This is a genomic window from Halorubrum coriense DSM 10284 (assembly GCF_000337035.1).
GTDB classification, from domain to species: domain Archaea; phylum Halobacteriota; class Halobacteria; order Halobacteriales; family Haloferacaceae; genus Halorubrum; species Halorubrum coriense.
Window position 1 is genome coordinate 56,510 of record NZ_AOJL01000062.1, and the last position, 15,285, is coordinate 71,794.

Annotated in this window: 17 protein-coding genes; 8 read left to right on the forward strand and 9 right to left on the reverse strand. The window is 55.5% G+C overall.

Translation table 11 applies throughout. From position 1 onward, the window contains the following. Positions 1–136: 136 nt before the first annotated feature. Positions 137–349: a hypothetical protein gene (locus C464_RS19000; RefSeq protein ID WP_161781687.1), complete on the forward strand. Its 213-nt coding sequence runs from the start codon at positions 137–139 to the stop codon at positions 347–349. A 142-nt stretch (positions 350–491) separates the two neighbouring features. On the opposite strand, the gene C464_RS18680 is transcribed toward C464_RS19000, so the two are convergent. From C464_RS18680 to C464_RS18690, 3 genes are all read right to left on the reverse strand, one after another. Further along, entirely contained in the window at positions 492–1,505 is a 1,014-nt protein-coding gene (locus tag C464_RS18680; protein ID WP_152420979.1) for a hypothetical protein, read from the reverse strand. Positions 1,506–1,687: 182 nt separating this feature from the next. Next, positions 1,688–2,377, reverse strand: a complete 690-nt coding sequence (locus tag C464_RS18685; RefSeq protein WP_152420980.1) for a hypothetical protein — start codon at positions 2,375–2,377, stop codon at positions 1,688–1,690. Positions 2,378–2,514: 137 nt separating this feature from the next. Beyond that, the gene (locus tag C464_RS18690) at positions 2,515–2,901 is read right to left on the reverse strand and encodes a hypothetical protein (RefSeq protein ID WP_152420981.1); all 387 of its coding nucleotides are present in this window, start codon (positions 2,899–2,901) and stop codon (positions 2,515–2,517) included. Positions 2,902–3,020: 119 nt separating this feature from the next. Between C464_RS18690 and C464_RS18695 the strand changes: the two genes are divergently transcribed. Then, complete coding sequence (locus C464_RS18695; RefSeq protein WP_152420982.1) at positions 3,021–3,725, forward strand: hypothetical protein; 705 nt, start codon at positions 3,021–3,023, stop codon at positions 3,723–3,725. A gap of 42 nt (positions 3,726–3,767) precedes the next feature. Beyond that, complete coding sequence (locus C464_RS18700) at positions 3,768–4,505, forward strand: hypothetical protein (protein ID WP_152420983.1); 738 nt, start codon at positions 3,768–3,770, stop codon at positions 4,503–4,505. A gap of 1,304 nt (positions 4,506–5,809) precedes the next feature. On the opposite strand, the gene C464_RS18705 is transcribed toward C464_RS18700, so the two are convergent. The 3 genes from C464_RS18705 to C464_RS16160 form a co-directional block, all read right to left on the reverse strand. Beyond that, positions 5,810–6,187, reverse strand: coding sequence for a hypothetical protein (locus C464_RS18705; protein WP_152420984.1), 378 nt, complete (start codon positions 6,185–6,187; stop codon positions 5,810–5,812). 364 nt (positions 6,188–6,551) lie between these two features. After that, a complete protein-coding gene (locus C464_RS18220; RefSeq protein WP_239640252.1) occupies positions 6,552–6,803 on the reverse strand; it encodes a recombinase family protein in 252 nt (83 codons plus the stop codon). Positions 6,804–7,014: 211 nt separating this feature from the next. After that, positions 7,015–7,323: a helix-turn-helix transcriptional regulator gene (locus C464_RS16160; RefSeq protein WP_006114855.1), complete on the reverse strand. Its 309-nt coding sequence runs from the start codon at positions 7,321–7,323 to the stop codon at positions 7,015–7,017. Positions 7,324–7,666: 343 nt separating this feature from the next. Between C464_RS16160 and C464_RS16165 the strand changes: the two genes are divergently transcribed. From C464_RS16165 to C464_RS19010, 3 genes are read left to right on the forward strand one after another with little or no spacing between them, the layout of a single operon-like run. Then, complete coding sequence (locus tag C464_RS16165; protein ID WP_006114856.1) at positions 7,667–7,999, forward strand: hypothetical protein; 333 nt, start codon at positions 7,667–7,669, stop codon at positions 7,997–7,999. After that, on the forward strand, positions 8,000–8,173 hold the full coding sequence (locus tag C464_RS19005; RefSeq protein WP_161781688.1) for a hypothetical protein: 174 nt from the start codon (positions 8,000–8,002) through the stop codon (positions 8,171–8,173). 53 nt (positions 8,174–8,226) lie between these two features. Beyond that, a complete protein-coding gene (locus C464_RS19010; RefSeq protein ID WP_006114857.1) occupies positions 8,227–8,529 on the forward strand; it encodes a hypothetical protein in 303 nt (100 codons plus the stop codon). Between the two features lie 105 nt (positions 8,530–8,634). Here C464_RS19010 and C464_RS16175 read toward each other — a convergent pair whose 3' ends face one another. Next, positions 8,635–8,892 carry a hypothetical protein gene (locus tag C464_RS16175; protein WP_006114858.1) on the reverse strand — a complete coding sequence of 86 codons (258 nt, stop codon included), beginning with the start codon at positions 8,890–8,892 and terminating at the stop codon, positions 8,635–8,637. A gap of 140 nt (positions 8,893–9,032) precedes the next feature. On the opposite strand from C464_RS16175, the gene C464_RS16180 reads away from it, so the two are divergent. Then, positions 9,033–10,244, forward strand: a complete 1,212-nt coding sequence (locus C464_RS16180; protein ID WP_006114859.1) for a DNA cytosine methyltransferase — start codon at positions 9,033–9,035, stop codon at positions 10,242–10,244. 117 nt (positions 10,245–10,361) lie between these two features. Continuing rightward, positions 10,362–10,895, forward strand: coding sequence for a hypothetical protein (locus tag C464_RS18710; protein WP_152420985.1), 534 nt, complete (start codon positions 10,362–10,364; stop codon positions 10,893–10,895). Positions 10,896–12,431: 1,536 nt separating this feature from the next. On the opposite strand, the gene C464_RS16190 is transcribed toward C464_RS18710, so the two are convergent. Next, positions 12,432–13,334 carry a phospholipase D family protein gene (locus C464_RS16190; protein ID WP_006114861.1) on the reverse strand — a complete coding sequence of 301 codons (903 nt, stop codon included), beginning with the start codon at positions 13,332–13,334 and terminating at the stop codon, positions 12,432–12,434. A 3-nt stretch (positions 13,335–13,337) separates the two neighbouring features. Then, positions 13,338–15,284, reverse strand: coding sequence for a DUF1998 domain-containing protein (locus C464_RS16195; protein ID WP_006114862.1), 1,947 nt, complete (start codon positions 15,282–15,284; stop codon positions 13,338–13,340). Between the last annotated feature and the right edge of the window lies 1 nt (position 15,285).

Below are 15,285 nucleotides of genomic sequence, written 5' to 3' on the forward strand. Positions count from 1 at the left end.
TTCTACTATACGACTTGGCGACCACAACGCGGGGGTATCCGTCCCTGGCCTCAAAACCGGCCGGCGGTTGACCGGCCCATTTCCCAGTGTCATAGGCGGCGCGCACGCCGGAACGAATTGGCTGGAGTTTCTACTGGTGTTCGATCTGAACGAGGTCGATCATCAACCGCGCGACCATGATGTAAATCGTTTGCTGGAGCTCGCCATCGTCGACGCGATCTCTAACCCGACGTCGAACGCTTCGACGCCGAAATCGTGTTCTAAGCAATGCTGGATGAATTCGTGGATCCCGGTCGGCCCGAATCAGGAGAGCCGGCTGGTCTTATCGACGACGGCGTGGTCGAATTGACCGCTCACGACGTCGTTGAGGAGTACCTTTCAGAGTGAATTTAATAGGATAGTGTAGCAACTCAGAGAACGGCCCGAATCGATCCGGCCGGGTATTACAGCTTTCCACTCGGTCACCTGTTGGTCAGGGGAGACATGCCCATTCACATCTTCTCTAGCTCGTTGTTCGTGGATACGTCCATTACCTGCGCCGCAGGAAACCGCCGTGCTTGTGCCCGATATGCTAGTCGTTCGATCATCAAATCGGCGGGCGGAAGAGCGAATTCCCTTCCTAATTCCTTGGATGTCACGTCGTACAGTTTGAACGGGTCAATGTCAGAGGCAGCCCACAGGTGTTCGAGTGTCCCGTAGGCGTCCGAAGTACCGGGGCCATGTTGACGAAAGCGATCAAGTAACGCCGCCGCCGGTAACAGTGGTTGGCGAGTTACACTGAGGTTCACTTTTCCACCCTCATCGTGAGCATACAGAGCGCGTTCAATCCCCTGTGTAACCCTCCACTCCGGAGACTTCCCCGCAAGGTCGAACCCAAGCCAACATAACGCCACGACATCGGTTGCGATACTGGTTGTCTGTGATGCCCCGTCGTTACCATCGCCAAACACCCGCTTGATGTCGTCATCAGGGAGTCGTTTTGCGAGTAACCGAAGATCCCGGAGCGATGCCTCAAGCCGCTCACGGAGTTGCGCTCGGAACTCATCATCAGGTGACTGCGTATTGAGGTCTGTCGTGTACAGTTCGTGGCGTTCGCTGGGTGACAGAACGCCCCCCTGTTGCTCGCCGATATCAAGACCGCTCACGTCAACCTGAGTATTCGCAGTTACCCGTGCTGGTGGTTCCGGATCAACTGCCTCAACCCCGGCGTAGTACGGGCCAGCTGGCTCATTGTCGTCTACGTTATCAGGCCGAAACTCTACAATTCCCTCGTTATGTGCGACTGCGTCTACGAGGCCACCGGTAGTCACAGAACACTGTTCGAGGATACTGGTCGTTGTTGTATCTACGGGGGTGATCGTGAGGCGGTTCGCTTCAGGGAGCGCCGCTGGAAAGACAGCAACCCGCTCGCCGCTACCACAGACTAACGTCGCAAATACTGGGGTGTCTGTGAGGAGTTCGTTCGGATCGACGTCAAGCCCAGTTGACTCTTCAGTTTCAGCCACTGCGTACGCGCTGTGACCGTTATCCGTTAAGATCTGGACAGGCTCGCCTGCCTGAGAGCCAATCCGACTTAGTGTCTCCGTCGCCAGCACTACCGTTGATGGATGGTGGGCCGGTGCCGTTGTCCGGTTGACAACAACCTCAGCTGATGACTCACCACAATCGGCCTCATCAACACTATGCGTCATTGGCGCGCCTCTTCTGGCACCGGCTGTTCACGAATGGTCTTAGCTATTTGAGACGCAATCTGGCTTCCAAGGTAGCTCGGGCGGTTGTCGTCATCGGCATCCAAAAGCGTCGCAGTCACCATGACTGTACCCCATGAGAGTGGCTCAATGATGACAGCCATCTCTATCAGTGGCTTATTGGTCGACAGGTTGAGGTCGTATGGGACCGCACATTGTGGCTTCCGTATGGAAGCGACACTCCGGTCCTGTAGCCAATTATCAGCAGGTTCGATATCAACCTCAGTCCACCCCGTGCTTAACAACTCCCAGTTTTCCCTTTCTTCACCGAACGTTATTTTATGGAGTGCTCGAACCGCCTCAGATCTGGTACTATACGGGCTTCTCTCATCAGTCCTCGCCATCTCTACCGTGATGTCAAAGTGGCCAAATTCGGGTGGAAGATCAGAACTGGTAACATACCGCTGTTCAGCGTACTGAGAAGAGAGCAACTCATCAGTTTGCGGGTGGCGTCGGGATCTAACACCCTGAGCCGTCGATGGTGGGTCTTCAGTACGTCGACCGACCGTCGAGTTTGGAGTGCCTAGAACCCAACCGTTAGGGAGTTCATCGGTTTCAGGGAGAAGATCCTTGATTGATGGGGGATCGTTAGCGGCTTCTTCAGTGATCGAGGAAATTTCTGGTGGCACTTGTGGAACGAGCGTGAGCGGTGTCGTAGCGAGTAGGGTTCGTCGGTTCATCATGTGGTTGGTGGTGTGTCGTGTGCTGGCCGTTGCTGTGGCTGGTTACCGGGGCTTCTTACTGGTCATTGGTCGGTTGTGTGTCGTTAGCTGTCGTTGTCTTGCTTGAACTGCCGGACGGTCACCTCAAGCAGGTCATCACTCTCTAGTCCGAGCGCCCGACGTTCTCCAACTGGAATTTCGATTTGGCCGTCGTCATTGAGAACGGCTCTAAAATCTGCGTGATCATCAACGATGCTTGCTGAACGCGATGACTGCTCGGATCGCTTAGCTGTATCATCGATGACCATCTGCATAGTCTTCCTCGCGTAGTCCCCTGGTCGCCACCCGCGGTCGTCTTCAAGTTTTGCGCTTGCGAGTTCGAGAACTGTTGCGAGTGCGGTTTCAAAATCTGGTGGATTTTGATCCGCGTATTCGTAATAAATTTCGTTAATGTGCTCTGCTGTCTCGTCAGAGAGGCGTGGACGGGCCATTGTATTTTGGTCCGGTTGGGTCCAATTCAGTCCACAACCGGTACCAGGGGTACCGGACCGGTACCATTTAGTTCTGTCGGCCAAACACAGATCATATGCGGTTGATAGCAAGTTACAGCATGAGCCACCAAATGAAGAGAGGATTGACCGGGCTAACTCCGTTCCACGATCAGGGATACAGTGGTAGTCTTAACTGGTTTTCCGAAACACACGACGTTGGAATTGCGCCAGCGGTCCTCGCCCGGAGTGGGCTGCTATCACAACTTGATAAGTTTATGAACGTGTATGTCGGGACGCGTTTTGACGCAGCAGAAGGGGCGCTTGCGTGGGGACAACCAGACGCGGACGGACTGAAAGGTGTTCTTTCGGCAGGTGCGTTGGTACTGTTCATTCCGCTACAGCGGGACACTAGAGCAGGTTGGCAGTCGATCTACGAGTTCGGTAAAGACGCACTTTTGAACAGTAACTCAACGGTAAAACCAGAGAGTGATCAGCAATCGGAACACTCCCACAGTCTGATCGCGGTGGATATCGAAGAGGCAGTCGATAAGAGCGCAGTACTGTTCCAAGTAACCCCACTTGGCGCAATTTGGATATCAACCGAATCACCACAGACAGGCCCTGATGTAAGGCCCTTGCTAGAAGCGAGTCAGCAGGAAATAGCGACGTCTCATCGAGAGTACAGGGAAGAGAACCGTCACGCAATCTCCAACACAACTGAGGGACGCGAGTCCAATCCGACTTCGATTCGTCCTGAAAACTGTCCGATTCCTCTAAAACCGATGCGGCAGCTGCTTGCTGAGCATGAAGAGTACACCGACTAACTCTGTGTCTTGACTCGATCTCACTAACAGGACACGACATTAATGACTACACCAGACACTCACCCCGAAGAAAGCGACAACAAGACAGGTAGTAGCGTCTCGCGGCGATCATACCTTGCGGGAATTGCGGCTGGGTCGTTCGCAACAACCACATTCACGGGCGCTGCCGCATCGACATCGATCCAACCAAACAAGTTCCTTATTTCAGAAGCCCACCTCCCAGAGTCGTTCACCCCGTTGCCAAGCATCGATGTAGACGAGGCGTTTGATGCTGTACGATCACCAGGCGATGGACCAACACCGCGTGATCGAATCGCGTGTAATGGCTTCTGGGCAGGGAACGATCAAGACGAACCGCTCTGGGTTGCCGGGTCATCAGCGTGTGTTGGTGTTTCGCCGGACGAGGTCACGGCAGCAGCGGAGACCATATCACGGGAGTATAGCGAGTTCATCGACGAGTACGACGCCGAGACGAGGTCCCACTGGCATTTTAACCGGCACTATGAGGAGGACGATACAGTCCGAGAATGGCGCACAGGGATCTATATTGGACTAGATATAGCCAGTGAAGAACTGTTTGAGATGGCTGATAAGCCAAAACTCATCGACGTATTTCGGATACAGTATGTCAATAACACGCTTATAGGAACGGTCCTGTTTGGCCCGACAGAGTGGGACTGGTCGTACGCGGAACTACTCGAGCGACTCACGGAGCATCAGCGGGACCGAGCTCTATCTCTCACGGAAGTCGACTCCACAACCAGGTCGGGTGAAAACTGATGTCGCAGCCTCACCCATCGGGACTGCTTACAGGTCATGAACGCGAGATACTCACTGGAGACCATCCCGGCGCAGACACACAGCGACCTCGCGTTCTCGAAGCAGTTTCGACTCGGCTACCGGACGCGCTTGTCGATCTCATGTCCTTGTATCTCTACCTTGATGATGACGAGCTTGAGACCGTCATGACTGGTGGCACAGGGTCTAGCCGGTCGTTTCGAGCCCCAGCACAGTACGCGTATGCTGCGCTCTATACGGGACTTCAGCTCACAGGAGACGATCCAGAACACCGGCTGGAGAGTGCGATCAAACAAGCAGAAGCAGCTCACCAGCGTCACGCACAGGTGGACCTCTCGATCACTACGGAACCCTTCTTGTCGCCTGAAGATCGAATTGCTGCTCTCAAATGCGGCGATAGTGACTGAGTTTCGATCGAAGCGCTAGAGCAGTTTTTCTTCGACGACACCACGTCGGCCGGCGATTTCGCTGACGCCCTCTCAGGATTTAATGGAGAAGAGGTTTCACCTGAAACCATTCGGGTAGAGCGGGGGGGAGCAGCAGCGTTGGCCCGGCCCCTAGTTGCTGTACTTACTAATATGGAGGTTACAGAGGTTGAGGACTGACACGCGATTATCTGTACAAGTATGAGATCACGTCGGATACAGTCTTAGAGCGGTCGCAATCTATTCGTGTAGAGTACTCGAGCAGGTACGCCTTCCCGACAGTTCTGTCGAGGATCAGACCCCAGTTGTTGTGTATGAACTCCAGGTCGAGAGTGATGCGGTGCGAAGCGGTATCCCGCAGATAGAACTGAAATGAGCCAGCAACATCGCGACTCCACAGTGTCTATCCGATAGGATATATAAAAAGTATGTTCAAGACGAGCCCTAGTCGCTTGCGCTTCGTCACGGTGTTCTCATTCCGGGCCATTCAGACAAGATCCATGCGGTTGAGCCAAAAGTTAAAATCAATCTCACTTACGGCGATACTATCGGTAGTCGGTTTGCGACTGATGTCAGCGAACTCGGCCCAATCAATCGAGTCATTAATCAGCTGGTTGCCGATCTCGACTAACCCCACTCATAACCGTTTGGTATCGGCTTATAACAGGATATTTTGAGCACGCGACATCAGCGATGTCCTCGAGTTCGGAGGGCGTCATAAGACTAACAATTATATCTTGGGCCGCACGACTGGGCTAAAACGGAACCCGTCTGCGATAGTCGATCATCTACGTTTGCCGTTGATGAATACTGTATATAAAAGAAGGGTACACCATAGATACCCTACAACTTGTCAGCAGACTACTTAAAACAGTCGTAGGACCACTCGACCGCTCGTTTCGCAACGCTGGGGACCTCCGTTTCATCCGACAAATCGATCGAGTATCCGAGACTTGTTCCGTATGAGTTTGCCTCCTCAAACTGATCGTTATTTCGGATGAAAGGTGGTGTCTGTCCGAATACAGACTGTTTCACTGTAGGGTCGACGTAAAGACGTGGCCGGGGAAGTACCGCAACGAATAGACTTCCTCGCTTTCCAGCACCGTGATTGTCTGTACACGCGTAGAACCGCGGTCCATTGCTACTCTCAACCGGATCAACCTCAGTAAGATCTGTCACGGTCTCGGCTACGTCATCCATGGACAGTGTCGGGTCATCGCCTGTGAAATCGTCTAGCACCATGTAAGTGTATTAACCTCCCGTATAATTATCTCCAGCGTGTTTACATACTGATAGCAGTACAATATGTCGGCCTACGAGCATACTATCATTTAGCATATGAATATGATAATTATTACTCTACGAGTGATTATGGAAGATTTCTTCTGGCGGCAAACAGTATTAGTTCTACTACTCTGGTCTGGGCGACGGTTTCCTCTATATAGAACTCGGAGTTGTGTGGCGGAGTAATCAGTATGCCACTCGTGAAATCTTCCGGCTACGTCATGCTGTCTCTCGAAATCCCAGTAGATCTCGGTCTCAGTGTCGGACTGGTAATTGTTGACCCCACGGATGCTCAGCAAACAGTTCATCCAGCAGATCGTCAGGCTCGAGCTGCCATCGACAACGCACCATGAGTGCCGTCACTGTGGGTATAGCATGGAGACAGACATCGACGAGTGTCGCGAGTGTCGGTGTCGGCGGCGCCAGAGACGATTTCGGGATACTCCTCGATGTCTTTGACACCGAGACGCTCCAAATGTTCGTGGGCTTCGTCAAGGTGCCGAGAGATATCTTGGTCCGATGCCGAAACTCGGGCGTAGATCGCTGCGTTTGAGGGCCCGTTTTCACTCACGTTTTCGAGGACTTGCTAATGTATTAAACGAGTGGGAGTTACTGCGGTTCAGTGAGAAGCACTACCTTCTCGACGTATTTTGAGTTCAGCTGTCCCGTACAGAGGATATTTTCGAAACACTGTCTGGCCCCAAGCAAACATTCGCGATCTTCGGCTGCCAATTCAATACGCTCGCAGGCGTCGAAGGGGATGTGCGCTCGGCAGGTGCGACTCACGCCGTCTCACTCCTTACTTGCCACGCGCGGCGCGCTTCGAGCGCGCGGCGGGCCGCCTCGGTGAGGCTGTACTCGTTGGTGCGCCTGTCGCGCGCCTGTTTGGCGACAAGATCGCACTCGACGAGTTTATCGAGGTTCTGGTAGAGACGGCTGTGGTTGATCTCTTCGCCGTAGTAGTCCGCGAGTTCAGCCTTCAGCGCTGTCCCCTTGCGGGCGTTCTCGTGGGAGAGCGCCCAGAGGAGGTCACGTTGGAACGCGGTGAGGTCCGCGAGCGCGTCGCGGTCCGCGGTGGACTCCGCGCTCATGAGCCGTCCTCGGCGTCGAAGCCGTGAGCCGGCGCCGGGCAGAACGCGCAGCCGCCGTCGGTTTCGGTCGATTCTCCGGTCGTCGCGTAGGGCTTAAGCCCCGCAGTTGCCATCGTCAGCATGGTTCTGTGGTCTCAGCACAGAACCCGACCTGGCCGGGTGCTACAGACACCGCGGCCGGGATTTCTACATTCTCTCACTAGCCGAGGGTTCGTCACTCGGGCTCTGTGAGCATTAATTCATGCTACAAGCATTTATAGTTGCTTAATAATTACTATAAAGCTATCATCAATATGAGTTACTATTCGGTTATAATATAGCGAAGGGCAACTATATTTCTTCCATGAGACATTCTGGAGACTGGATGGCCCTTGTCGATGATAGGGTTCTTGAATATCTCTCTGAACACGAGTCTGGTTCTCCGGCTGAGATGAAGCGCGAAGGCCCGATAAATTACTCACGACAGTACATCGATAAACGCTGTAAACGGCTAACTGAAGAGGGCCTAACCAAACATTTCGGTAACGGCATATATGTCATCACTGACGATGGAGAAGCGTATCTCGACGGTCGCCTTGATACACAGGAATGGCGGTATATTGACCACGACGCCGACGAGGTCACCGCCAGCGGCTCCGAAGAGGTCCCGGGTGAGTCGAACGGAGGCACAACCTGAATGCGGTCGTTCGTCCCGTGGATGACACAGCTCGACGAGCGAATCCTTGAGCAGTTGGCTTCGGACAGGGCCGCGACTTCGTGGGAAGTTGGTTTCGAGCTCAGCGGTACGGTTCGTCTTGGTCGGGTGACTGAGCGCTGTAACAAGTTGGTCGACGCCGAGCTTGTTGAGTGAGAAGACCCTGATATTGGATTCAATCGCGTGGAGACCTACTGGTCGATCACGACGTGGGGCGGCTGTACCTGGAGGCCCGGCTCTCTGTTCTCGCCGAACAGGACCGGGCGGTGGATCTTCTCTTCCTTCTTACTTCCCTCCTCGATGTCGAAGCCGACCGCCTCCAGATTGTCGCGAACGACATCCAGTACGTCGTCGCTTTTGAGCCCATTGTCGTTGTCGACGGTCGAGATCGCGTCCCCGTTCGCTTGGAAGGCAGCGACAACCTCGTCGACGAACTATGGCGGAGCGTGTGTCCGCGGGTAGTAGCAGTATCTAATGTCCGACATAGATCGCCTCTCGACGCCCGACGGTAAGAATCCGCATGACGATTCGGTCATCGAGCAATTATAGAGCGGGATAAGAAACCACCAGTAACCTTACTGATTACCGTCTAATCTGAGGTAGATATTCTCGTAGGGCTACTTCTCGATATACTCCCAGTTCAGGGTCTCGGGGTCAACACGCACCACGCCGACCGTCGTCGTTTCGTCGACCCCTCTGACATCGATCTGATCCCGAACATGCGACTCCACGGAGATTGCTTCAAGTCGCCACTCCTGCGTATCCAGCTCTAGAGGAATATTGTCCTCAGACACGACGTTCACCGATCGAAGTGTTCCGTACTTCTCTGGCGTGACCTCCACTTCGACCGGGATTTCGACGGTTTCACCGCTCATACGTCCACTTCACCGCCCCGCAACGTGAAATTTGCTCAGGGAGATCCGGCTCCGTGACGGACCTCTTTCGGACAAGTTGCCTCTCAAACGGTTCTCCCAGTACCAACGATTAAATACGGTTGAGCGGCACTCTCCGATAGATGAGTCAGCAAGACCTGACCTACGTCGATCTGTTCGCGGGAGCGGGCGGACTCTCCGCCGGCCTCGAACGGGCTGGCTTCGAGCTCGTCCACGCCGTCGAGGTCGACGACGACGCCCGCGCCTCGTTCGCGAACAATCGCGAGGGTCTGGAGCCAGACGAGCTGACACAGGACATCCGCGAGGTCGACAACCAGGATGTCACCAAGGTCGTCGGCCGCGACACCGTCGACCTCGTCGCCGGCGGCCCGCCCTGTCAGGGCTTTTCCGAAGTGGTCAGTCCCGACGGTAGCGACGATCGGAACCACCTCTTTGTGAACTTCATCTCGTGGGTGAACGAGCTCGATCCGAAGGCGGCGCTGTTCGAGAACGTCCGCGGGATGCAAAACACAGCCGGCGGAAAGTTCCTCGACGCCGTCGAGGAGTCATTCGGCGAGATGGGCTACGATGTCAGCTACCGCGTCGTGGAGGCGTCCGACTTCGGCGTCCCGCAGCAGCGACACCGCCTGTTGGTGCTTGCGACGAAGCGCTCGACGACTGAGTTCCCCTTCGACGGCTTCGAGTTAGACCCGATTGAGACGCCCGGTGTGATCGCCGGGATCGGCGACCTCCCCGAAGTCAGCCCCGGCGAGGAGAAGACCGAGTACGACGCCGAGCCGGCGACGGTTATCCAGGACGACCTCCGCGGCGACAACACGGAGCTCACCCATCATCAGGCGGCAAACCACACCGAGGACATGGTAGAAATGATATCGCACATCTCCGACGGCGGGAACCGGACCGAGATCCCAGACGAACTCCAGCCGTCGTCGGGCTACCACAACTCCTACTCCCGACTCGACTCGCAGGAGCCGGCCGTCGCGATCACGTCGAATATGTCTAAGCCCTCCAGCGCTCGGTGTATCCACCCGTTCCAGCACCGCGGGCTCACGCCGCGCGAGGGTGCGCGGCTACAGACGTTCCCCGACTGGTACCGCTTCGACGGCGGGCTCGTCTCGGTCCGGAAACAGATCGGGAACGCGGTGCCGCCGTACCTCGCGGAGTCCGTCGGCTACTACCTCAAGCAGAGTGTCTACAGCCAGACGCTGACCGGAGACGAGCGGGAGCGTATCTACAAGCTTCGGTGCGGTGGAATGGATCTCGGCGATTTTGAGGAGGAGAAGTCGGACATCGGCGGCCACGCACAGCAGGTCACGCTCGACTTCGCTGATTAGAAGGAACGATCACCGGTTGGATTACTGCCGGCTCAACCGTGTACTAATTCGGCCGGTCTTGTCACAGTCTGGCGGTATGTACCGTTATTTAACACTATTCCCTTGTGACCCATAGATATGAACAACGTTATCGCGCCAAACCCGCTGTTATCGGCCTCAGTACTCGTTGCTACCGCTTCATTAGTTCTTCAATATCTCTCTCATCGGAGTACATCCCTAGATTCTGCCTATGAGCGCGAAGAGCGGATTGATAACAAATTCAAAAAGATTGAGAAATTCTACACTGGTGAAATTACTACTGATGGTCTAACCATGGCCCTTGATTTTGTGAAATCAACTGTTGACGAAAGCCACTCGAAATCATACCAGCTTCAGAAGTATATTAATCCATTTTCGGACATCCAAGGGACTACAAAACTCAATTTTAGGATATCTCATAATGTCTCTCTCGATCAGGGTGACTACGAGATTAAGGGTGATTTCCAAGAGACGCCTATCGAGTCTGTAGGTCTTCGTGTAATGCCTCGCTCCGCAAATTTGTTGATTTTGACGGTGGATTCAGTCGCTATCTCTGACGTAGCAGACTCACTAACGGTTCTTGGTATGTGTGATGATCTAAAAATCCAAGAAAATGAAGATATCATAGACTGAAACAGCAGAGCGTAATCTTTCTAAGAGTGTCTTCTGAGTGGACTGTATATCCAGATGAGCAGATTGAGCGACGATCGCGCTGATCACGAACACGAGGCGATCGAGGCGTTTCTGCGGAGCCACTTCCCGAGCACCTACTTCGAAAATCAATCGGATCTATCCGAATACGACGGCTCAGACGAAGAAATCTCTGACGCAGAGCATACGATAATCGAGGCGCTCGTGTCGGAGGCGGAGACGCAGTTCAAGTCCTCCAAGGGGACGCTCGGACTCGCGATCGACTTTGTCGTGCTCGCGGAGGAATTAGCGGAACACGACGACTGGCTCGCTGGCTACGACCCCGACATCACCGTCGACGATATCCTCGACCGCTACGAGAGTACAGCGAAGTCATCGCTGACGCTAAAACGGGGTAGTACCCGGGAAGGGATTCGAACGTTCCACAACGAACTGATCGAACTCTTCCGGGAAGATCTGAATCGAACGAACTTCCCAAGCTCACCAGGCCACCACACCGGCGAGTGGGAGCGGTACGACGACATGCTCGAACTCGCGTTTCGACTATCTCGCGATGGTCGATTCACCGCCGCACAGGAGCTCTTCGATCTCGGGCTGGAGCGGCTGGAATCGAGTGAGTACGAGCGCCGTGACCCGCCGTTTGAAGAGCCGTTCCTGAAGGTTCTCAAAGACTACACACGCAAGGGGCCCAACGAGCAGGGCGGATCGGCGTATCAGGCTCTCTGTTACGGGTACGTCAAAGCGGAGTGGCCGCACTTATCGCTTCGTGCGAGCAAGGTTCGAACCGGCTCTTCGCGCCAGCAACGGTATGGCGACATCGACGGCTATCACGGTCCAGACCTCATGATCTCCGTGGAGGTCAAGGACCGCGTTATTGACGAATCGAACGTCCGCGCCGAACTCGGCACGATGATGAAAGTCGCACAGAACACGACCGCGATTGCAATCACGATTTGTACGAAGGTGGGTCGGGAGGCTCGTGAAACGCTTGAAGCAGCGGGNATGAAAGTCGCACAGAACACGACCGCGATTGCAATCACGATTTGTACGAAGGTGGGTCGGGAGGCTCGTGAAACGCTTGAAGCAGCGGGTGTCCGGGTCCTCGATGACGAGGATCTTGCCCGTCGCCTCCACTTCTGGGACTATCATAAGCAAAACCGCGCGCTCCACGGGATGGTCCACTTCTTCGCCAACATCGAAGAGAACCCCGACGGGGTTCAGCGGTTACTGCGGTTCGTCTCGAGTATCGATCCGGATAACCGGGTTCTCGACCATCTCGCGGACTCCGACGTACAAATGGGTCTCGACGAGACATGAAGTGGCTAAAGATCCAACAGTGGTTCGTTAAGTCAGATGGGGAAGTCCCCTACAGACTCGAAGTTTCGCAGGTTGTGAACGTGATCGAGAGATTCTACAAGCACTGACTCGAGTGAACGAATGACATTTTTAGCTCGGCTCTGCCACCGTGCCCGCATCTACATAGGTGTCTGTTTGGTCTATCATTATTCGTATCGGCTTTTATGATTCTGTAAGGAGCGGGAGATCGACCGAGGTGGCGTGTTCGAATACGTTGTCGAAGACGGACACAACTCCGCCGACGCTGTCGCCCTTCACTAGCAGCCCGAACTCGAAGTTGTTTGAGAGGCTATGCCGGGTTAGATTGGCGCTCCCGACGTAGCAGTACGAGTCGTCGACGATGACGATTTTGGCGTGCGTGGCCAGCTGTTGGAAACCGGTCTGCTCGTCCCGCTCGTAGAGGTCACGAACCTCAAGCCGGTCGCGGCCATCCGCGCTGAGGCGGTAGATCTTGTTGAGCGAGCGGGTGAGTTGCGGGTCGGGGTCCGATGTCTCCCGAGTCAGAATGCGGGTGTCGACGCCTCGTTTGGGAAGACTCGCAAGGTCATCGAGGATGGACTCCTCGGAGTCGAAGTAGGGGTTGGCAAGCCGGACGGTCTCTTCCGCCCCCAACACGAGGTCACGGACACGGCCAGCCGTTTGGGACACGGCTTCAGCGTTGGGTAGGCTCACCCCATCAGGGATGGTGGCGACCAGATTCACCTCATCGGCCGGTCGGGTGTGTCTTTTCTCCCGGTACCGGGCCGCAACGAGCTGCTCGTTTAGGACAGTGAGGGCCGCAGCGATGTCGATGAGGAAGTCATACTCTACGTAGGATGTCCCTTTAGCCACCTCTTCTGCGGCGTCGTTCGCACTCAGTCCGACCCAGAGGGCCTCAGCTTGTCGCTGACCGAGCCGCTCTTCAATCGCGTCGTTGAGTTCGACACGGTTCGTCTGTACGCGCTCGGAGGCGTCGTGTTGCTCACAGAAATACCGACGTATTTCCCGGATGAGGGTTGACGATAGTGCGTCGGCGATGGTGAAATCGGGGTCGGTCTCTGGTGATGGATCTCTACTCTTGACCATCGCTCAGACATCCCAGAACGGGGTAGAATCGTAGCCGCCCACCAGACGGCGGCGGTCGAGGTACTCGTTCATCGACTCGCAGGAGACGGTGTTCACGTGAAGACACGCGTGGCAGGCAGCACCGGTCTCGTCTCGGCTACAGGGGGGGTCAAGCAGGCACTGCTCGGTGTAGTCGATGGTGTGATCGACCCAGGGATGGATGCGCGTTTCGAAGAGGGTGGCCATCCCGCCGAGTGCGAAATGTTCCGCGCTCTTCGCGTACAGAATGATGGCTGGGATGGCCGGCATAATCATCTCGGAGATGCTTTCAGTGGCCAACCCGCACTGGTCGCTCGCCGTCGAGACGAGCGCGTGACTCATGCTGTGGAGCAGCGTATAGACCTCTTGTGTGGTATCGTGCTCAACGGGCGTGAACGGATTGTCGGTGGCGACAACATCGATATTGTTCAGGAACCACTTTTTATACTCGGCATCGTCGGCGTCTGGGTCTGGCCGCGGGGAGGCCTCGCCAAGCCTGTCGTTTTCCTCGAGCCATTCCACGATGGCCCGCCGATCCACCTCGAGGATGATTGCTTCGGAGGGGCTCCGATCGGCGAAGATGGGAACCTTGTTGGCATCACCGTACGGGTGGTCGAAGGCGTTCAGGTCGACCTCCGATGGGTCTGGGCTCTCGCGATAGTACCCGAACAGCACGTTCAGAAGCGGGAAATTGTCAACGACCCACGCCTCGTTCACGTTGATGCGATCGAGCTTTTCTCGGTACTCCTTGGCTCGCGGGTACTTCTGCTTGAACTCCGGTGTCAGCAGGTCGCTGAGCGACCTAGGGGCCGGTTGACGGCTCGGGTCGTAGTCGTCGTGATCCGCCGATCCCTCGTAGCCCTGTGTCGCTCGGACGAATGTGAACAGCTGGTTAGCCAAGACCGAGTAGACGCGCTCCGCGTCTACCTCGGCGTCCCCGCCGACGCCCACCGGTGTGACATTGCCGCGTGTCTTCTCGGCAACGAACTGGCTGGTGAGGTGATCTACTTCGCCACCTGACTCGGCACGCATCTCGAGAAACATTTCTATCTCCTCATCGGTGCGACCGGAGGCACGAAGCTCCTCGATTCTGTCCTGTTCCCCAGCACGGGTGGCGATGTCCTCAATGGTGTTCTCCTCGTTCAGCGGAACGTCGTTGAAGTCGAGGTATGCCGCCATCAGGACTCGAGCCCAGGTTTCGCCCATATCGAGTTCGTCCTTGCCTTTTCCTACTGTCGGGATGTCAACGTTGAGGAGTGTAGCCGGGTAGTATAGGCCGCCCCCTCCGGGCGGTGTCGCTCCAGTGACGTACTCGTTACAGTCTTGACAGAAGGCCGCAATGCGCCCCATGCTCTTATCGCACTGCTTACACCTGAACTCCCACTTCGCAGGGTCGCGCGTCGGCTGATAGAGGTAGGGATCGTTGCGCTCGTGCTGAGGGCATTCGTTGATGGGTCCTGGCTGAAGCACAGCTCCACACTCGTGGGTGACGACAAACGGGAGTTGCTGGAGTGGCGACCCACACGCGGTACAGTGACCTGGTTTTTGATCGTCGTGGTCGGTCGCCCAGTAGTGGCTCGGCTTCTGCCGGATGTCGACCCGTCGGCAGTCGGAGTTCTCACAGACCATCGTCAGCGGGAACACCTCGGCAGAGACTTTTACTGGACGGAACGCGTCGATGTCAGACTCACCAATAATTTCCCAGGGAGGTTGATCACCGTTCCGGAACCGCCCGATGCGGCTCTCGATATCACCCCTGATTCGTTTTAGATCGAGCCCTTCGACTGGTTGGACGTTCCAGTCGCGGTCGTCCAGACCCTTCACCCGCATCGAGACATCGTAGGCACCGTAGTCGAAGACATTCCCGGGCCCGAAGCTGTAGAGAATCTGCGCGATACCGCGCTCCATCTCGACATCCTCTCTTTGGCTCATA

What these genes read in the sequence shown, in the direction of transcription:
- C464_RS18690 (WP_152420981.1), bottom strand. Translation starts at nt 2,901, where the DNA reads ATGGCCCGTCCACGCCTCTCTGACGAGACAGCAGAGCACATTAACGAA.
- C464_RS18695 (WP_152420982.1), top strand. Translation starts at nt 3,021, where the DNA reads ATGAGCCACCAAATGAAGAGAGGATTGACCGGGCTAACTCCGTTCCAC.
- C464_RS18700 (WP_152420983.1), top strand. Translation starts at nt 3,768, where the DNA reads ATGACTACACCAGACACTCACCCCGAAGAAAGCGACAACAAGACAGGT.
- C464_RS16160 (WP_006114855.1), bottom strand. Translation starts at nt 7,323, where the DNA reads ATGAGCGCGGAGTCCACCGCGGACCGCGACGCGCTCGCGGACCTCACC.
- C464_RS16165 (WP_006114856.1), top strand. Translation starts at nt 7,667, where the DNA reads ATGAGACATTCTGGAGACTGGATGGCCCTTGTCGATGATAGGGTTCTT.
- C464_RS19005 (WP_161781688.1), top strand. Translation starts at nt 8,000, where the DNA reads ATGCGGTCGTTCGTCCCGTGGATGACACAGCTCGACGAGCGAATCCTT.
- C464_RS16175 (WP_006114858.1), bottom strand. Translation starts at nt 8,892, where the DNA reads ATGAGCGGTGAAACCGTCGAAATCCCGGTCGAAGTGGAGGTCACGCCA.
- C464_RS16180 (WP_006114859.1), top strand. Translation starts at nt 9,033, where the DNA reads ATGAGTCAGCAAGACCTGACCTACGTCGATCTGTTCGCGGGAGCGGGC.
- C464_RS18710 (WP_152420985.1), top strand. Translation starts at nt 10,362, where the DNA reads ATGAACAACGTTATCGCGCCAAACCCGCTGTTATCGGCCTCAGTACTC.
- C464_RS16190 (WP_006114861.1), bottom strand. Translation starts at nt 13,334, where the DNA reads ATGGTCAAGAGTAGAGATCCATCACCAGAGACCGACCCCGATTTCACC.
- C464_RS16195 (WP_006114862.1), bottom strand. Translation starts at nt 15,284, where the DNA reads ATGAGCCAAAGAGAGGATGTCGAGATGGAGCGCGGTATCGCGCAGATT.